The sequence below is a fragment of the Lysobacter sp. H23M47 genome, assembly GCF_015209765.1.
GTDB classification, from domain to species: Bacteria; Pseudomonadota; Gammaproteobacteria; order Xanthomonadales; family Xanthomonadaceae; genus Novilysobacter; species Novilysobacter avium.
The window spans coordinates 1,571,824-1,589,031 of record NZ_CP063658.1; the positions used below are offsets into that span (position 1 = coordinate 1,571,824).

Genomic DNA, 17,208 nt, shown 5'->3' on the forward strand with positions numbered 1-17,208 from the left:
ATTGTGCACGGGAGCGTCGCGGCAAAGCTAGGCGGTGGTCTTCACCGTCGCATGCAGTTCCTGCAGCGACAGCACCGGCCCGGCATCACGGAACTCCAGCGACTGCAGCAATGCGCGTGCGCCGGCGATGGTGGTCGAATAGGTAACCCGCTGCTGAAGGGCCTCGCGACGGATCGAAAAGGAGTCCGAAATCGCCTGGCTGCCCTCGGTGGTATTGACGATGTAGACGATCTCGCCGTTCTTGATCAGGTCGACGATGTGCGGCCGGCCCTCGTTGACCTTGTTGATGCTCTGGCATTCCAGACCCTGCTCGCGCAGGAACTTTGCCGTACCGCCGGTGGCGACCAGCGAGTAGCCACGGGCGACCAGATCCTGGGCGACCGGCAGCACGCGCTGTTTGTCCGGATCACGCACGGAGACGAAGACCTTGCCGCCGTCGGGCAGCGCCTTGATGCTGGCGGCCTCCTGCGCGCGCGCCATGGCCGCGCCGAAGCTGCGGCCCACGCCCATCACCTCGCCGGTGGAGCGCATTTCCGGCCCAAGGATGGGATCGACGCCCTGGAACTTGGCGAACGGGAAGATCGCTTCCTTGACCGAGTAGTAGTCGGGAATGATCTCGCCGGTTGCGCCCTGCTCGGCCAGGGTCTTGCCGGCCATGCAGCGCGCGGCGATCTTCGCCAGCGCCATGCCGGTGGCCTTGGACACAAACGGCACCGTGCGCGAGGCGCGTGGGTTCACTTCCAGCAGGTAGATCGTGTCCTCGCCGTTGCCGTCGTTCTGGATCGCAAACTGGGTGTTCATCAGTCCGACCACGTTGAGCGCCTTGGCCAGCGCGGTGACCTGCTCGCGCAGGCGCGCCTGGGTGTGCGCCGACAGCGAGTACGGCGGCAGCGAGCAGGAGGAATCACCGGAGTGCACGCCGGCCTCCTCGATGTGCTCCATCACCCCGCCGATCAGGACGTTGCAATCCTTGTCGGCAATGATGTCGACGTCCACCTCGATGGCGTTGTCGAGGAAGCGGTCCAGCAGCACCGGCGACTTTTCCGACACGCGCACCGCGTCGCGGATGTAGCGCTCCAGGTCGGCGTCCGAATGCACCACCTCCATCGCCCGTCCGCCGAGGACGTAGCTCGGACGCACCACCAGCGGGTAGCCGACCTCGCGCGCGAGCACGACGGACTCCTCGGCGTTGCGGGCGATGCGGTTGGGCGGCTGCTTCAGGCCCAGCTTGTCGACCAGCTGCTGGAAACGCTCGCGGTCCTCGGCCAGGTCGATGCTGTCGGGGCTGGTGCCGATGATCGGCACGCCGGCGGCCTCGAGCGCCTGGGCCAGCTTCAGCGGGGTCTGGCCGCCGTACTGCACGATCACGCCCTTCGGCTTCTCCAGCTCGCAGATCTCCAGCACGTCTTCCAGCGTCAGCGACTCGAAGTACAGGCGGTCGGAGGTGTCGTAATCGGTGGACACGGTTTCCGGGTTGCAGTTGACCATGATGGTCTCGAACCCGTCCTCGCGCAGGGCCATTGCCGCGTGCACGCAGCAGTAGTCGAACTCGATGCCCTGGCCGATCCGGTTGGGGCCGCCGCCGAGGACCATGATCTTGTCGCGGTCGGTCGGGTTGGACTCGCACTCGTCCTCGTAGGTCGAATACATGTAGGCGGTGGTGGTGGGGAACTCGGCGGCGCAGGAATCCACGCGCTTGTACACCGGGCGCACGCCGAAGGCACGGCGCAGCGAACGCACGGCGGTCTCGTCGGTGCCGGTCAGCTGGGCCAGGCGCGCGTCGGAGAAACCCATGCGCTTGAGCTCGCGCATGCGGCCGGCGTTGAGGGCGGACAGCCCGTGCGCGGCGACGTCCTTCTCGGCGGCGATGATCTCCTCCATCTGGTCCAGGAACCACGTATCGACGAAGGACAGCGCGTGCACGTCCTCCACGCTCATCCCGGCGCGGAAAGCATCGCCGATGTGGAAGATCCGCTCCGGGCCGGGCTCCTTGAGCTCGCGGCGGATCGTGGCCATGCCTTCATCGGTGGTCAGGTCGATGCCGGTCGGGTCGAGGCCGACCTTGTCGGTCTCCAGCCCGCGCAGGGCTTTCTGCAGCGACTCCTGGAAGGTGCGGCCCATCGCCATCACCTCGCCCACCGACTTCATCTGGGTGGTCAGGCGCGAGTCGGCCTGGGGGAACTTCTCGAAGGCGAACCGCGGAATCTTGGTCACCACGTAGTCGATCGTCGGCTCGAAGGATGCCGGGGTCGCGCCGCCGGTGATGTCGTTGCGCAGCTCGTCCAGCGTGTAGCCCACCGCCAGCTTGGCGGCGATCTTGGCAATCGGGAAGCCGGTCGCCTTGGAGGCCAGCGCCGAGGAACGCGACACGCGCGGGTTCATCTCGATCACGACCACGCGGCCGGTCTGCGCGTTGATGCCGAACTGCACGTTGGAGCCGCCGGTGTCCACGCCGATCTTGCGCAGCACCGCCAGGGAGGCATCGCGCAGGCGCTGGTATTCCTTGTCGGTCAGGGTCTGCGCCGGGGCGACGGTGATCGAGTCGCCGGTGTGCACGCCCATCGCGTCGAAGTTCTCGATCGAGCAGACGATGATGCAGTTGTCCGCTGTGTCGCGGACCACCTCCATCTCGAATTCCTTCCAGCCCAGCACCGATTCCTCGATCAGCACCTCGTTGGTCGGCGACAGCTCCAGGCCGCCCTTGACGATCTCCTCGAACTCCTCGCGGTTGTAGGCGATGCCGCCGCCGCTGCCACCCAGGGTGAAGGACGGCCGGATGATGGTCGGGTAGCCGACCGTGGCCTGGATCTCGACCGCCTGCTCAAAGGTCTTGGCGATCGCCGCCTTCGGGCATTCCAGGCCGATCTCGGCCATGGCGACGCGGAACAGCTCGCGGTCCTCGGCCATCATGATCGCCTCGCGCCGGGCGCCGATCAGCTCGACGTTGTACTTCGCCAGCACGCCGTGGTCGTCCAGGTCGAGCGCGCAGTTGAGCGCGGTCTGGCCACCCATGGTCGGCAGCAGCGCGTCGGGGCGCTCCTTGGCGATGATCTTTTCCACCGTGCGCCAGTTGATCGGCTCGATGTAGACCGCGTCGGCCATGTCCGGGTCGGTCATGATCGTAGCCGGGTTGCTGTTGACCAGCACGACCCGGTAGCCCTCCTCACGCAGGGCCTTGCAGGCCTGCGCGCCGGAGTAGTCGAACTCGCAGGCCTGGCCGATCACGATCGGGCCGGCGCCGATGATCAGGACGGTCTTGATGTCGGTGCGCTTTGGCATGTCAGTTGGCCTCCATCAGCGCAACAAACCGGTCGAACAAGGGGGCGACATCCTGCGGACCCGGACTCGCCTCGGGGTGGCCCTGGAAGCCGAAAACAGGTGCACCGGGGATCTCGATGCCCTGGTTGGAACCGTCAAACAGCGAGCGGTGGGTCGTGCGCAGGCTGGCAGGCAGGGTGGCTTCGTCGATCGCAAAGCCGTGGTTCTGGCTGGTGATCATGACCCGGCCGCCGTCGTCGAGCGCCTGCACGGGATGGTTGGCGCCGTGGTGGCCGGACTTCATCTTCATCGTCTTCGCGCCACTGGCCAGCCCGAGCAACTGGTGGCCCAGGCAGATGCCGAACATGGGGATGCGCTGGGCGATCAACTCGCGGATCGCGGCGATCGCGTAGTCACACGGTTCCGGGTCGCCAGGACCATTGGACAGGAACACGCCGTCGGGCCGCAGGGCGAGTACATCGGCAGCGGGTGTCTGTGCCGGCACGACGGTGACCCGGCAGCCGCGCTGGGCGAGCATGCGCAGGATGTTGCGCTTGATGCCGAAGTCGTAGGCGACCACGTGGAAGCGGCCTTCGCCCTGGGCGAATTCGTTGCTGTCCAGGTCGAGCTGGCCCTCGTTCCATTCGTAGCGCTCGCGGGTGCTGACCTCGCGGGCCAGATCCATGCCCTGCAGGCCGGGGAACTTGCGCGCCGCCTCGACGGCCTGGTCCGCGTTGATGCCGTCGCCGGCCATCAGCGCCCCGCTCTGCGAGCCGTGGCTGCTGAGGATCCGGGTCAGCTTGCGGGTGTCCACATCGGCGATCGCGACCACGCCCTGGTCCTGCAGCCACTGCGGCAGCGCAACCTGGCTGCGCCAGCTGCTGGGACGGCGCGGCACGTTGCGCACGATCAGGCCGGCGGCCCAGATCCGCGAGGACTCGTTGTCCTGGTCATTGATGCCGGTATTGCCGATGTGCGGGTAGGTCAGCGTCACCAGCTGGCGCGCGTACGAGGGGTCGGTGAGAACCTCCTGGTAGCCGGTCATGGCGGTGTTGAAAACCACCTCACCAACGGACAGGCCGGGTGCGCCTACGGAAACGCCTTCGAAGATGGTGCCGTCTTCGAGCGCAAGGATTGCGGGTTGGGTCACGGAAAAATCGCCTTGTCTGCCAGGGGATGCTGAGTCCATCGAGCGCAACACTGGCCAAATACCGGCTGCAGCAAAGCGCGGACGCGGTGGGGGTTCCGGTCCGACAAATGGGGTTCAGGCGAACGGGAATTCTAGCGATGAAGCGCTGCGAGTGCCAGTGCTGCGCATCCCACCGCCGGCGGTAAGCACAGCCGCCGGCGAAAAAAGGCGGCGCTACCGCAGCATGTCGCGCAGCTGATACCGGCCCGGCGCCTGCCCGGCAAGCCACGCCGCGGCATGCAGTGCGCCGCGGGCAAAGACATCGCGACTGGTCGCGCGGTGGACCAGTTCGATCCGCTCACCCGGCCCGGCGAACTGGACCGTATGCTCACCGACGATATCGCCGGCGCGCAGCGATGCGTAACTCGGCTGCGCACCGCCCTGCTCCGCGCGCGCGCCCAGGGCGAGTGCCGTGCCGGACGGCGCATCCAGCTTGTGCTTGTGATGGGATTCGACGATGTCGCAATCCCAGGTTTGCAGCAGCCTCGCGGCGCGTTCGACCAGATCACCCAGCACGGTCACGCCGAGACTGAAATTGGCGGCCAGCAGCACCGGCACCGTCGTGGCCGCCGCGTCCAGTGCGCGCTCGCCGGATTCGCTCAGGCCTGTGGTCCCGGAGACCAGCGGCACGCCGCGCTCAACGCACAGGCCCAGGATCGCGTCCAGGCCATCGGGCAGGCTGAAATCGATCGCGACATCGAACGTGGGCACGCCGTGCAGTTCGGTCACGGCAAAGTATGGCAAGCCGTCGACCACGCGTTGCGCCGGCTTGCTGCGCGAGACAGCCGCGACCGCGCGCAAATCCTCACGCGTCGCCAGCAGACGCAGCAGGGCCTGCCCCATCCGGCCGGAGGCGCCGTGGATCAGGACACGGGTGACATCGGACGATTGCTTCATGCCCGCAGGCTATAGGCTGCGCGGCCGCACGGGCAAGCGGCGCCGGAGGTCTCTACACCGCTCCCGCAGACTTTTCCCGGACCGCAGCGGCTCACTGGACGACAGCGCCCTTCAGGGTGGGTGTTCCGTCCACCACCTCTCCCCAGACCAGCCACGCGGCCTCGTCGAGCACCGCCAGCCTGGGAATTCCACTGGCACGGCCGCGCGCGGCCAGTGCCGCGACCGGAATACTGTGGGCAGCGCCGAGCCCGCGGTCGATACGCGAGAGCATCAATTGCTGGCCGTCGCCACCGTCGCCCTCCTGCAGCCAGGACAGCAGCACATGCCCTTGCGCAAGCCCAAGCCCCAGCCGCCCCAGCACCTGCGGCCCATTGGCGACCGCGAGCGGCACACCGAAACTGTCGCCGGCATCGTCGGAACGGGCGAGTCGCAGCTCGGGTTGGCCATCGGCCTCGGTGTACCAGGCCACCCACACGGTATCGCCCTCGGCAACGACCACCGGGCCGTTGACCGGACAGCCCGTCATCCACCAGCCATCGGCGTGCACGTCGCGCGGCGCGGTCCACGCTCCGCCTTCCAGGCGCACCAGGCGGATGTCGCGGATCTCGCCGGCGCTGCGGCCGCGGTAGACAACGACAGGGCCGCGCGAGGTGATTGCCGAGGCCGTGGTGCAGCAGTCGCAGGTCGAGATGTCCAGCGGCCACTCGCTCGATTTCGACGGGGCCGCGCCAGGCGTGTTTGACGCGGGCGAGCCGTAGATGGCGGCGCGCAGCATCATCGCGCCATCTCCGTGGCCGTGGCCATCGTCGGCCGGCGCGTTGCCGGGGTGCTGATCGTTGGCGGCCGGAGTGGATGCCGTGGCCTTCTGCCGGCTGTCCAGCCAGGCCATCCCCAGCTCATCGGATGCCTGGGGCCAGAAGGTCACGAATCCGTTGTCGCCTGGCAGATCGGGAAGGCTCACCAGCGTTGGCGCAGACCACGTCCGGCCGCCGTCGCCGGAACGCACCAGATCGATCCCGTAATCCGTATGTCCGTCACCGGTCTGCCGCAGCCAGTGCGCCCAGAGCGAACCGTCCGGCAACGCGTAGACGTGGGGCGTGTCAGCCCAGTTGAGGAACCAGTTGCCGCCGGTGCCTGCGCTGAGTGGATCCGCCCAGGCACCCGGCGCACCGGGCGCGGGTGACGCCAACTGGGCAATTCGCAGCTCACGATGATCGTCGGGCGCCGGCTGCACCCAGCTGATCAGCAAATCGCCCTGCGGTGTCGCAACGAGGTCGGGATGCGCCGCTTCGCCAGCGACAGGCAACGCCCACGGTTGGACCCAGGAAAACTTCTCCTGCGCGCCCGGGCTGTCGGCGGGCTCGACAGGCGCTTTGTCGGTGGAACACGCGACCAAGGCCACACAAAGCGCCGCAACCAGCAGCCAGACGGCCGCAAAGCGCCCGCTGCGAGTGGTTCTGATACGTCCGCCGTCCGTCATCGTCCAAGGCCTCATGCAATCGCCGCGGGCATTCTTTCACGGCGGATGGACAACGAGGCCGCGACGTTCCGGTCACGGCCGGTGTTTCAACCCGCAACGGTGACTCAGGAGGACGTCATCCGGTCCCAGAAACCCTTGACGCCATCCATGAACGTCGAGGAGCGCGGCGAATGCCGGCTGGCGTGCTCGCCGGTGAAACTGGTTTCCAGCTTCTGCAGCAACTCGCGTTGTTCGCTGGTGAGATTGACCGGTGTTTCGATGACCACCCGGCAATACAGGTCACCGGGCCGGCGGCTGCGGACCGACTGCACGCCCTTGTCGCGCAGGCGGAAGACCTTGCCGGTCTGGGTCTCGGCGGGAACCTTGAGTTCCACATCCCCGCCCAGCGTCGGCACCCGGATGGAGGCGCCCAGCGCCGCCTGGCCCAGCCGGATCGGCACGTCGCAATGCAGGTCGTCGCCGTCGCGCTGGAAGAACTCGTGCTCCCGCACGCGGACCTCGACGTACAGGTCGCCCGGCGGCGACCCCGCGGGGCCCGCCTCGCCCTCACCGGACAGCCGGATGCGGTCACCGTTGTCCACGCCGGCCGGAATCTTGACCTGCAGGCTCTTGCTGCCTTCGATGCGTCCCTGGCCGTGGCAGTCGCCACAAGGGTTCTCGATCGACTGGCCGCGCCCGCCACAATGCGGACAGGCCTGCTGCATCGAGAAGATGCCGCGCTGGATGCGCACCTGGCCCCGGCCCTGGCAGGTATTGCAGGCGTGCAGCTTGCCGTCGGCCGAGCCGCTGCCCTTGCACTTTGCGCACGAGTCCAGGGTCGGAATTTCGATGCGCTTCTCGATGCCGGCCACCGCATCTTCCAGCGACAGCTCCATCACATAGCCGACGTCGGCGCCGCGACGCGGGCCGCGGCCACCGCCGCCACCCCCGAAGATGTTGCCGAAGATATCGCCGAAGATGTCGCCCATGTCGTCGGAATACCCGCCGCCACCACCGCCCATGCCGTGCTCGAACGCCGCGTGGCCATGCTGGTCGTACATGCGCCGGCGGGAGTCATCGGAAAGCACTTCGTAGGCTTCCTTGCACTCCTTGAAGCTGGCCTCCGCGGTCGCGTCGTCCGGATTGCGGTCCGGGTGGAACTTCATCGCGCAGCGGCGATACGCCTTCTTCAGCTCATCACTGCTTGCGGTCCGGGACACACCCAGGACTTCGTAATAGTCGCGTTTGCTCATGTGCTGCCACTTCCCCTGTCCGTCGGAACGGTGTCCGGGCGGTCTGGTTCAAAAGTTTGTTGGAACGAGCCGCTCAAACAACGAGGGTCCGGGACCACGGATCGATCCCGAACCCTCGCGCCCTACCCCGCGCTATCTGCGGGAGCGGATCGCTTACTGCTTCTTGTCGTCGTCCTTCACTTCAGTGAACTCGGCGTCGACCACATCGTCGGCGGCCGTGTCGGCGCTGGCATCGCCACCGGCAGCGTCGGCGCCGGCCTGCTGCGACTGGACCGCGGCAAACAGGGCCTGCGCGGATTCTTCCAGCGCCTTGCTCTTGGCCTCGATCTGGCCCTTGTCGTCGCCCTTCATCGCGGTCTCGACCTCAGCGATCGCCGCTTCCGTCGCGCCAATCAACTCGCCCGGCAGCTTGTCGCCGTTCTCCTTGATCGCGGTACGCGCGGAGTGGACCAGACCATCGGCCTGGTTGCGGGCCTGCACGAGCTCCTGGAACTTCTGGTCTTCCTCGCGGTTGGCCTCGGCGTCCTGGACCATCTTCTGGATCTCTTCCTCGGACAGGCCCGAGCCGGCCTTGATCTCGACCTTCTGCTCCTTGCCGGTCTTCTTGTCCTTGGCGGTCACGTGGACGATGCCGTTGGCGTCGATGTCAAACGACACCTCCACCTGCGGCAGGCCGCGCGGCGCGGGCTCGATGCCCGACAGGTCGAAGCGCGCCAGCGACTTGTTGTAGCGGGCCTGCTCGCGCTCACCCTGCAGCACATGCACGGTCACGGCGGACTGGTTGTCCTCGGCGGTGGAGAAGGTCTGCGAGGCCTTGGTCGGCACCGTGGTGTTCTTCTCGATGATCTTGGTGAACACGCCACCCAGGGTCTCGATGCCCAGGCTCAGCGGGGTCACGTCCAGCAACAGCACGTCCTTGACGTCGCCGGCCAGCACGCCACCCTGGATCGCGGCACCCACGGCCACGGCCTCGTCGGGGTTGACGTCCTTGCGCGGCTCCTTGCCGAAGAACTCGGTAACCGCCTGCTGCACCTTCGGCATGCGGGTCTGGCCACCGACCAGGATCACCTCGTCGATCTCGCTGGCGCGCACGCCGGCGTCATTGAGCGCGGTACGGCATGGCTCGATCGACTTCTTGACCAGGTCCTCCACCAGCGACTCCAGCTTGGCGCGGGTCAGCTTGATGTTCAGGTGCTTCGGACCCGACGCATCGGCGGTCACGTACGGCAGGTTGACCTCGGTCTGCTGCGCGGTGGACAGCTCGATCTTGGCACGCTCGGCGGAATCCTTCAGGCGCTGCAGGGCCAGCGGGTCCTTGCGCAGGTCGATGCCCTGGTCCTTGTTGAACTCCTCGACCAGGTAGGCGATGACGCGGTTGTCAAAGTCCTCGCCACCCAGGAAGGTGTCGCCGTTGGTGGCCAGCACCTCGACCTGCATCTCGCCGTCGACCGAGGCAATCTCGATGATGGAGACGTCGAAGGTACCGCCGCCCAGGTCATACACGGCCACCTTGCGGTCGCCGCCCTTCTTGTCCATGCCGTAGGCCAGCGCGGCCGCGGTCGGCTCGTTGATGATGCGCTTGACGTCCAGGCCGGCGATCTTGCCGGCATCCTTGGTCGCCTGGCGCTGGCTGTCGTTGAAGTACGCCGGCACGGTGATGACCGCCTCGGTGACCTTCTCGCCCAGGTAATCCTCGGCGGTCTTCTTCATCTTGGACAGGATCTCGGCGGAGATCTGCTGGGGCGCCATCTTCTTGTTGTCACCGGTCTCCACCCACGCATCGCCGTTGTCATGGGCGATGACGCTGTAGGAGACGTGGTCCAGGTCCTTCTGCACCTCGGCGTCGGTGAATTTGCGGCCGATCAGGCGCTTCACCGCGAAGAAGGTGTTCTTGGGGTTGGTGACGGCCTGGCGCTTGGCCGAGGCGCCCACGAGGATCTCGCCGTCCTTGGTGTAGGCGACGATGGACGGAGTGGTGCGATCACCCTCCGCATTCTCGATGACCTTCGACTTGCCACCTTCCATGACCGCGACACACGAGTTGGTGGTGCCCAGGTCGATACCGATGATCTTGCCCATGCTGTTTATTCCTTTGAAATTGGATTTATGCCGATAGACGGGGGCGGCCACAGTTCGTACCGCTCATGTCAGTTATCTGGGGGTCGCGGTCCGCCGGTTCAAGCGTCGCCGCTGACAACCACCAATGCGGGGCGCAACAAACGTTCATTCAACAGCCAGCCCTTCTGGTAGACCTGCACCACGTGGCCCGGCGGATGCTCGGCGCTGGCCACGGTGCTCATCGCCTCGTGGTGCTCCGGGTTGAACGGTTTGCCGGCAGGATTGACCTCGACCAGTCCGTTATCGCCGGTGACCTTTAGCAACTGCTTCAGGGTCAGTTCGACGCCCTGGCGCAGGGCCACCGCGTCGTCGCCGGAGGCCTGCAATCCGGCTTCCAGGCTGTCGATGACCGGCAGCAGGGCGGACAACAGGCGCTCGTTGGCAAATTTGCGCGCCATCTCCACATCCCGCGTCAGGCGCTTGCGCTGGTTTTCAAGGTCGGCCCGCTCGCGCAGCATGCTTTCGCGCAGGTTGGACAATTCTTCATTTGCCGCAGCCAGCTGGGCAGCCAACTGGCCGTCCGGATGGGGTGTGTCGTGTTCGACGGGGTCCGACTGTGCTGCCGGATCCTGGTTGGGTTCGGTGGTCATATCTGCTCTGGTCCTGACGTTGCGGGGGACGCTTTGTCCTTGACTGCCACAGCAATGGGGTCGCCGCCGATCAATTCAAGACAATTCCGCACGGCGGCCGTCCCCATTAGACTCGCGCCACATGCTCACCCATCTCTCACTCAAGCATTTCGCCGTCGTCAGCCAGGCCGAACTCGTCTTTGGTCCCGGGCTTACCGTCATTTCCGGTGAAACCGGTGCCGGCAAGTCGTTGCTGGTCGATGCCCTGGGCCTGCTGTCGGGCATCCGCGCCGACAGCGGCGTGGTGCGCCACGGGGCCGAGCGCGCCGAGCTTGCCGGCGAGTTCAGACTGGACGACGTTCCCGCCGCCACCGCGTGGCTGAAAGAGCATGAGCTCGACGAGGACGACGCGTCCTCAGGCTCCGGTTGCCTGGTACGACGGGTGATCCGCGCCGACGGCGGCTCGCGCGCGTGGATCAACGGTCGCCCGGTGACGATGGCGCAGCTGGCCGAATTGACCGCGCACCTGGTGGAGATCCACGGCCAGCACGAACACCAGGCCCTCATGGCGCGCGGCAGCCAGCTCGCCCTGCTCGATGCGTACGCTGCGACCGCGCCCGAGCGTCGGCAGGTGGCCGAGGCGGCCGTCCAATGGAGCGCCCTGCTACGGGAGCGCGACGAACTCGTTGCCCAGGGAGATGTCAGCGACCGCATTGAGTGGCTGGAGCATCAGTACCTGGAGCTTGAGCGGGAAACGCTGGACGCCGACTCGATCGCCCAGTTACTGCTGGATCACCGTCGGCAGGCCCACGCCAGCGACTTGATTGCGGCCAGCGAGAGTGCTTTCGCGCAGCTTGGCGGCAGCGACGATGTCTCCGTGTCGCGGGCGCTGCAGCAGGTACGGCACGAACTGCAGCGCGTGGCCAGCCACGAACCACGTCTGAGCGAAGTGGACGGCATGCTCGCCGCCGCTGCGATCCAGATCGACGAGGCAGGCAGCCTGCTGGACCGCATCCGCGACGACCTGGACATCGACCCCTCGCTGTTCGAGTCGATCGAGCAGCGCCTGGCGCGCATCCATGATCTGGCCCGCAAGCACCGCGTGGCTCCGGAAGAACTTGCCGCCCACCGCGACGCGCTGGAGCAGGAGCTGGATGCCCTGCGCGGAGCCGACCGGCGACTGGAAAAGCTCGACAGCGAAATCGAAAAGACCCGGCTGGCGTGGCGCACGGCAGCAGACGCGCTGGGCGCGAAGCGGCGCAAGGCAGCGGGCAAACTGGCGCAGGCCACCACCGCACTGATCGGCGAGCTGGGCATGGGCGGCGGCCACTTCGGTATCGACATCGAGCCGCTGCCTGCCGACAAACCCGATCCCAATGGCGGCGAGCGCATCGAGTTCATGGTCGCCGCCAATCCGGGCCAGCCGCCGCGCCCGCTGCGCAAGGTGGCGTCGGGTGGCGAGCTGTCGCGCATCTCACTGGCGATCGAGGTCGCCGCGCTCGGGTTGGACGCGGTGCCCACGATGGTGTTCGACGAGGTCGATTCCGGGATCGGCGGCGCGGTGGCCGACATCGTCGGCCGCAAACTGCGTGCACTGGGCGCGAGTCGTCAGGTCCTGTGCGTGACCCACCTTCCCCAGGTCGCGGCCCAGGGACATGCCCACTACCGGGTCAGCAAGGCGGCCGCCGACGGGGTCACCCAGAGCCAGGTCCAGCAGCTGGATGCCGGGCAGCGGCAGGAGGAGCTGGCGCGGATGCTGGGTGGCGTGGAGCTGACGCGCGAGGCGCGCGCCGCCGCGCAGCGCCTGCTCGATGACGTGACCTGACGGCGGGCACAGCCCATTCCGGCGACGGTGACGGTGACGCGTTAACGCGAGCCTTTCTTGCGAACGTACAGAACCAGCGTGTGGTCCTCGATCTCGTAGCCGTACTGCGCGGCGATGACGTGCTGGAGTCGCTCGATTTCCTCGTTCTCGAACTCGATCACCTTGCCGGTGTCCACGTCGACCATGTGGTCGTGGTGGCCGCCGCGGTCAAGCTCGTACACCGACTGGCCGGCCTCGAAATTGTGCTTTAGCACCAGCCCGACCGCCTCGAACTGGGTCAGCACGCGGTACACGGTCGCCAGACCGATGTCCTCGCCCTGGTCGAGCAACTGCCGGTAGATGTCCTCGGCAGTCACGTGGCGGGGCTTGCTCTGCTCGAGGAACTGCAGGATCCGCATGCGCGGATGGGTCACCTTGAGACCCGCGTTACGAAGATTCTGGGATTCCATCAAGGGCTCCTTGCGGGATCCGTGGCGGGCGACGACCGCCCTGCAACACTGGATGAACGTGGACAGGGTGCAGCCGCGGCGCGGCGGCGGCAGTGTATCATCGCCCCCGATATCCACCTGCTGCAGACACCGATGACCAAGCACCCATTGCGCACGATCCTGCTCGCCCTTGCCGTTGCCGCGACCACCGCCGGATGCGGCATCGTGTACCGGCAGCCGATCTACCAGGGCAACCTGCTGAACGAGAACGCGGTCGAGCAGTTGCAGGTGGGCATGGCCAAGCAACAGGTGTTGGGCCTTCTGGGCACGCCCTCGATCCAGGACCCCTACCATCCCGAGCGCTGGGACTACACCGCCAGCGAGCGCACCGACCGGCTCGCGCGCACCCGCATCAAGAACCTGACGCTGTGGTTCGATGCCAACGACGCGCTGGTGAAGTGGGACGGGGACTACTTTCCCAAGCAGGACGCGGAGCTGGCGAAGAAGTCGCCCAAGCAGTTCGGCCGCAACCTGGCCAAGGAAAAGAAGAAGCGCTGAGCCACCCGCTCATTCCGGCGCTCGGGCCGCCTTCGCGCGTCGCCGCCGGGCCTGCTTGGGATCGATCAGCAGCGGCCTGAGCAGTTCCACCCGGTCACCGTCGCGCAACACATCGCGCAGGCTGGCCACGACGCCGAACACCGCCACTGCAACAGCGTCGCCGGCAATTTCGTCGGCAGGCACCATGCCCGACTCGCGAACTGCGTCGCTGACCAGCGCACCTTGGGCCAGCTTGAGCTCGACGAGCTCGAAACGATCCGGCCACGCCCGCACCACTTCCACCTTCACGACGGATCACGATCCGCGGCGCGGATGAAGTCAGCCACCATCCGGTCGGCCAGCTTCTGGAAGCCGATCGCCATCGCCGGTCCCAGCAGGCGGATAGCCGGCTCGAACTTCAGTGTCAGGCTGATCCGGCTCGCGGATTCCTCCAGCGCGGTGAACTCCCAGCGACCCGACAGCTTGCGGAACGGCCCGTCCACCAGCGCCAGGTCGATATGCTCAGGCGCGCTGAACGTGTTGCGGGTCGTAAACCACGTCTTCAGAGCGCCCAGGCCCAGGTCCAGGCGGGCCACCACGTGGTTCTCGCCCGACTCCAGCACCTGCGCCTGCTGACACCAGTCAAAGCGTCGCGGATACGCCGCCACGTCGTTGACCAGCTCGAACATGCGTGCAGCCGAATGGGCAACAAGGGCGGTGCGGTGAATCGTGGTCATGGGAGCAACAGCCATCATCCGGTATCACGGCGCGCTCCGGATCGGACACAATAGGCGCAATGACGAAGAACAAAACCAACAAGAGCGACAAGGATAAGGGAAAGTCGGGCGGCGGCACCATTGCGCTGAACAAGCGCGCCCGCTTCGACTACCACCTGGAAGAGCGTTTCGAAGCCGGCCTGGCCCTGCAGGGCTGGGAAGTGAAGTCGATCCGCGCCGGACGCGCCAACATTGGCGAGAGCTACGCCGTGGTCCGCAACGGCGAGATGTTCCTGTTCGGGGCGCAGATGACGCCGGTGATCTCAACCTCCAGCCATGTTGTCGCCGACCCGATGCGCACGCGCAAGCTGCTGCTGCACCGGCGCGAGATCGACAAGCTGATCGGCCAGATCGAACGCGACGGCTACACCGTCATCCCGACCTCGATGTACTGGAAAGCCGGCAAGGTCAAGCTGGAACTGGCGTTGGCCAAGGGCAAGCAGAGCCACGACAAGCGCCAGACCAGCAAGGACCGCGACTGGGCGCGGGAAAAGCAGCGCACCCTGCGCCAGCACAACAAGAACGCCTGACTGCAGCCGGGCACGCCGCGCGACGAACGTTGCTGGCGCCCGTCCTCAAGCTTCAACGGATGGTCATTCGATTTCGTCCGGCACGTCGGCCAGGGTGAAGCGGAAGGTCGCGCCGCCCTGCTCGCTCCCCTCGGCCCGGATCACGCCACCGTGGCGCTGGACCACGCGCTTTGACGAGGCCAGGCCGATGCCGTGGCCGTCGAACTGCGACTGTGCGTGCAGGCGCTGGAACGGACGGAAAAGCTTGCCGACGTAGTCCTGCGGGAACCCGGCGCCGTTGTCACGCACGAAGTACTCGTCGCCCTCCTGACCGAATTCGATGCGGGCCGCGTCGGAATCCCGGGTGAACTTCCACGCATTGCCCAACAGGTTGACCAGCAGGTTGCGTAGCAATGCCACGTCGCCGTGCGCCTCCAGGCCAGGCTCGATCACCACCTCCACCCGGTCCGCGCGGTCCGGATCGCCGGCGCGCAGGTCTTCGATGATCTCGGTCGCGATGCGAGAAAGGTCGACCGCTTCGGTCTTCAGATCCCCGCGGCTGATGCGTGACATTTTCAGCAGCGCGTCGATAAGGTCGCCCATCCGCCCGGCTGCCTTGCGCACGCGCGCCAGGTAATCCCGCCCGGTGTCATCGAGCGAGTCGCCGTAGCGCTCCACGAGCACGCGACTGAAGCCGTCGATCGCGCGCAGGGGCGCGCGCAGGTCGTGGGAGACGCTGTAGGCGAACGCTTCCAGTTCCTCGTTGCTTTGGCTGAGCTCGCGCGTGCGCAGCGCGACCCGCGCCTCCAGGGTCCGGTTGAGCGCGCGCACACGGGCCTCCGCGCGCAGGCGGTCGGTCACGTCCTCGACCTGCACCAGTCCACTGACCGCCATGCCCTCGCCGCCCGGAATGGGCGCGTAGGTCAATTGCACGTGCCGCGGCTCGCCGCCCTGGCGATGGAGCCTGCGTGTCTCACGACGCACGCCCTGTTCGTCGCCGTGCTCGGCCGGTGCCAGTGCCTCACGGGGGCTGAAGTCGTCCTCGAAAAGATCATCGAACGCGCGCCCTTCCAGCTCCCCCGGCTCGATGCCGACGATATTGCCAAACGCGGGATTGGCCTGGACGATCAGACCATCGGAGTCCATCAGGGCCTTGCCGATGGCCGAGTACTCCATGGCGGTACGGAAGCGCTCCTCGCTGAAGCGATATTCCTCCGTCAGGCGCATGGCGATGCGCTGGGCGCGTGCTTCCGTGCGCGCGAGCATCCATGCGATGGCGTACATCAGCAGCGATGCCAGCAGACCGAGCGACAGGATGCTCTGCAGGCTGCCCAGCCGCGGTGCCGCCTGTGCCAACGGCGCCGACTGGAAGCTCATCCGCCAGCGACGACCGTAGTTCTCGAACTCCACCGCATGCGAGAAGGCCGCCGGCTTTGGAGATGCGGGCTCACGGCTGAAGATCCGCTGTGGCGTGCCGCCGCCGGTGACATCATCGATCGTGAAACTCATCTCGCGACCGGGAAGTACCTCGCTGACGAAGTCGTCCACCCAGAACGGCACGTAGACCCAGCCCAGAATGGATTCGCGGCGGGCCTGGGCGGTCACCGGGGCTTCGGGTCCCCGATAGACAGGTCGATACAGGAGCAGGCCGACGTCGGAGTTGTGGCTACCGTCGCCCTGCACCAACGGCACAGGGCCTGACAGCGTCGGCTCACCGGAGGCCATTGCGCTCTCCATCGCCTCGCGGCGGACTGCATCGGAGAACATGTCATAGCCGATCACCGCGAGGTTTTCCGGCGTTTTTGGTTCCAGGTACAACACCACCGCCAGGCGGTCGTGGCCGAGGTTGGGCCGCACCTGCAGGTCGCCCCAACCTGCCTGTTGCCACTCGTCCTGCAGTTCATCCAGACGCGACTGGCGCAGGTAGCCGGTAAAGCCCAGGCCGGCCACGCTGGGGAACCGGCGGTGCAGTTCCATGCCGTCCACGTAGCCGAACCACTGGTCCGGGGTCGGCCGGGCCACCGAAGCGAACAGGGAAATGCCGCCACCGGCGACCAGTTCGAAATTCACCATCCGCTGCTTGAGCAGATCGGCTGCATCCTGGGTCTGGGAGATGAAGGTCTCCTCGCTGGCGCGCAACTCACGGTCGTAGGCCATTTTCCACAGGATCACGACCAGCACGAGCGAGGCGACGAGTACCGCCAATGCCCATAACTGGCCGCGCAGCGGGCGCAATCGACGGCGGATTGCCTCGGCTGGATTCTCACGGGTGGATTTCGGCATCCGCGAAGCATACAAGCGCAGGCAGCGCGCGGGCACCTTCGGGGGGATGAACGCCACGCGCGGCACAGCCCGCTAACCCTTGTGTAGCGCCCGCGCGCCCCTATACT

14 protein-coding genes are annotated in these 17,208 nt (G+C 66.7%); 3 read left to right on the forward strand and 11 right to left on the reverse strand.

The genetic code is table 11. The features are described from left to right. Positions 1-27: 27 nt before the first annotated feature. The 7 genes from carB to grpE form a co-directional block, all read right to left on the reverse strand. Positions 28-3,279, reverse strand: coding sequence for a carbamoyl-phosphate synthase large subunit (gene carB / locus INQ43_RS07130; protein ID WP_194035983.1), 3,252 nt, complete (start codon positions 3,277-3,279; stop codon positions 28-30). 1 nt (position 3,280) lies between these two features. Continuing rightward, positions 3,281-4,408, reverse strand: coding sequence for a glutamine-hydrolyzing carbamoyl-phosphate synthase small subunit (gene carA, locus INQ43_RS07135; RefSeq protein WP_194035984.1), 1,128 nt, complete (start codon positions 4,406-4,408; stop codon positions 3,281-3,283). A 213-nt stretch (positions 4,409-4,621) separates the two neighbouring features. Next, complete coding sequence (dapB, locus tag INQ43_RS07140; RefSeq protein WP_194033660.1) at positions 4,622-5,344, reverse strand: 4-hydroxy-tetrahydrodipicolinate reductase; 723 nt, start codon at positions 5,342-5,344, stop codon at positions 4,622-4,624. A 91-nt stretch (positions 5,345-5,435) separates the two neighbouring features. Beyond that, complete coding sequence (locus INQ43_RS07145; protein WP_228062433.1) at positions 5,436-6,746, reverse strand: sialidase family protein; 1,311 nt, start codon at positions 6,744-6,746, stop codon at positions 5,436-5,438. Between the two features lie 182 nt (positions 6,747-6,928). Then, positions 6,929-8,056, reverse strand: a complete 1,128-nt coding sequence (gene dnaJ, locus INQ43_RS07150; RefSeq protein WP_194035985.1) for a molecular chaperone DnaJ — start codon at positions 8,054-8,056, stop codon at positions 6,929-6,931. A gap of 153 nt (positions 8,057-8,209) precedes the next feature. Beyond that, positions 8,210-10,135, reverse strand: a complete 1,926-nt coding sequence (gene dnaK / locus INQ43_RS07155; RefSeq protein WP_194033662.1) for a molecular chaperone DnaK — start codon at positions 10,133-10,135, stop codon at positions 8,210-8,212. A 98-nt stretch (positions 10,136-10,233) separates the two neighbouring features. After that, on the reverse strand, positions 10,234-10,764 hold the full coding sequence (gene grpE, locus INQ43_RS07160) for a nucleotide exchange factor GrpE (RefSeq protein WP_194033663.1): 531 nt from the start codon (positions 10,762-10,764) through the stop codon (positions 10,234-10,236). A gap of 121 nt (positions 10,765-10,885) precedes the next feature. Here grpE and recN point away from each other — a divergent pair, with 121 nt between their 5' ends. After that, the gene (gene recN, locus INQ43_RS07165) at positions 10,886-12,568 is read left to right on the forward strand and encodes a DNA repair protein RecN (protein WP_194035986.1); all 1,683 of its coding nucleotides are present in this window, start codon (positions 10,886-10,888) and stop codon (positions 12,566-12,568) included. A 41-nt stretch (positions 12,569-12,609) separates the two neighbouring features. Here the strand turns inward: recN and fur are convergent, their stop codons facing one another. Next, on the reverse strand, positions 12,610-13,017 hold the full coding sequence (gene fur / locus INQ43_RS07170) for a ferric iron uptake transcriptional regulator (protein WP_193983340.1): 408 nt from the start codon (positions 13,015-13,017) through the stop codon (positions 12,610-12,612). Positions 13,018-13,164: 147 nt separating this feature from the next. Here fur and bamE point away from each other — a divergent pair, with 147 nt between their 5' ends. Next, on the forward strand, positions 13,165-13,554 hold the full coding sequence (gene bamE, locus INQ43_RS07175; RefSeq protein WP_194035804.1) for an outer membrane protein assembly factor BamE: 390 nt from the start codon (positions 13,165-13,167) through the stop codon (positions 13,552-13,554). A gap of 9 nt (positions 13,555-13,563) precedes the next feature. Here bamE and INQ43_RS07180 read toward each other — a convergent pair whose 3' ends face one another. Together INQ43_RS07180 and INQ43_RS07185 are read right to left on the reverse strand one after the other, a co-directional pair. Beyond that, positions 13,564-13,842: an RnfH family protein gene (locus INQ43_RS07180; protein WP_194033665.1), complete on the reverse strand. Its 279-nt coding sequence runs from the start codon at positions 13,840-13,842 to the stop codon at positions 13,564-13,566. Beyond that, positions 13,839-14,270, reverse strand: coding sequence for a type II toxin-antitoxin system RatA family toxin (locus INQ43_RS07185; RefSeq protein WP_194033666.1), 432 nt, complete (start codon positions 14,268-14,270; stop codon positions 13,839-13,841). Before INQ43_RS07185 ends, INQ43_RS07180 begins: the two co-directional genes overlap by 4 nt. Before the next feature lie 59 nt (positions 14,271-14,329). Here INQ43_RS07185 and smpB point away from each other — a divergent pair, with 59 nt between their 5' ends. After that, positions 14,330-14,839 (forward strand): SsrA-binding protein SmpB, encoded by a 510-nt coding sequence (gene smpB / locus INQ43_RS07190; RefSeq protein ID WP_043959657.1) that lies wholly within the window; start codon positions 14,330-14,332, stop codon positions 14,837-14,839. A 63-nt stretch (positions 14,840-14,902) separates the two neighbouring features. On the opposite strand, the gene INQ43_RS07195 is transcribed toward smpB, so the two are convergent. Beyond that, positions 14,903-17,101, reverse strand: coding sequence for a CHASE domain-containing protein (locus tag INQ43_RS07195; RefSeq protein ID WP_194035987.1), 2,199 nt, complete (start codon positions 17,099-17,101; stop codon positions 14,903-14,905). Between the last annotated feature and the right edge of the window lie 107 nt (positions 17,102-17,208).

Excerpts from the sequence above, each read along its gene's own strand:
- grpE (WP_194033663.1), bottom strand. The coding sequence starts at position 10,764 with ATGACCACCGAACCCAACCAGGATCCGGCAGCACAGTCGGACCCCGTC.
- dapB (WP_194033660.1), bottom strand. The coding sequence starts at position 5,344 with ATGAAGCAATCGTCCGATGTCACCCGTGTCCTGATCCACGGCGCCTCC.
- smpB (WP_043959657.1), top strand. The coding sequence starts at position 14,330 with ATGACGAAGAACAAAACCAACAAGAGCGACAAGGATAAGGGAAAGTCG.
- carB (WP_194035983.1), bottom strand. The coding sequence starts at position 3,279 with ATGCCAAAGCGCACCGACATCAAGACCGTCCTGATCATCGGCGCCGGC.
- dnaK (WP_194033662.1), bottom strand. The coding sequence starts at position 10,135 with ATGGGCAAGATCATCGGTATCGACCTGGGCACCACCAACTCGTGTGTC.
- INQ43_RS07195 (WP_194035987.1), bottom strand. The coding sequence starts at position 17,101 with ATGCCGAAATCCACCCGTGAGAATCCAGCCGAGGCAATCCGCCGTCGA.
- fur (WP_193983340.1), bottom strand. The coding sequence starts at position 13,017 with ATGGAATCCCAGAATCTTCGTAACGCGGGTCTCAAGGTGACCCATCCG.
- dnaJ (WP_194035985.1), bottom strand. The coding sequence starts at position 8,056 with ATGAGCAAACGCGACTATTACGAAGTCCTGGGTGTGTCCCGGACCGCA.
- INQ43_RS07185 (WP_194033666.1), bottom strand. The coding sequence starts at position 14,270 with ATGACCACGATTCACCGCACCGCCCTTGTTGCCCATTCGGCTGCACGC.
- recN (WP_194035986.1), top strand. The coding sequence starts at position 10,886 with ATGCTCACCCATCTCTCACTCAAGCATTTCGCCGTCGTCAGCCAGGCC.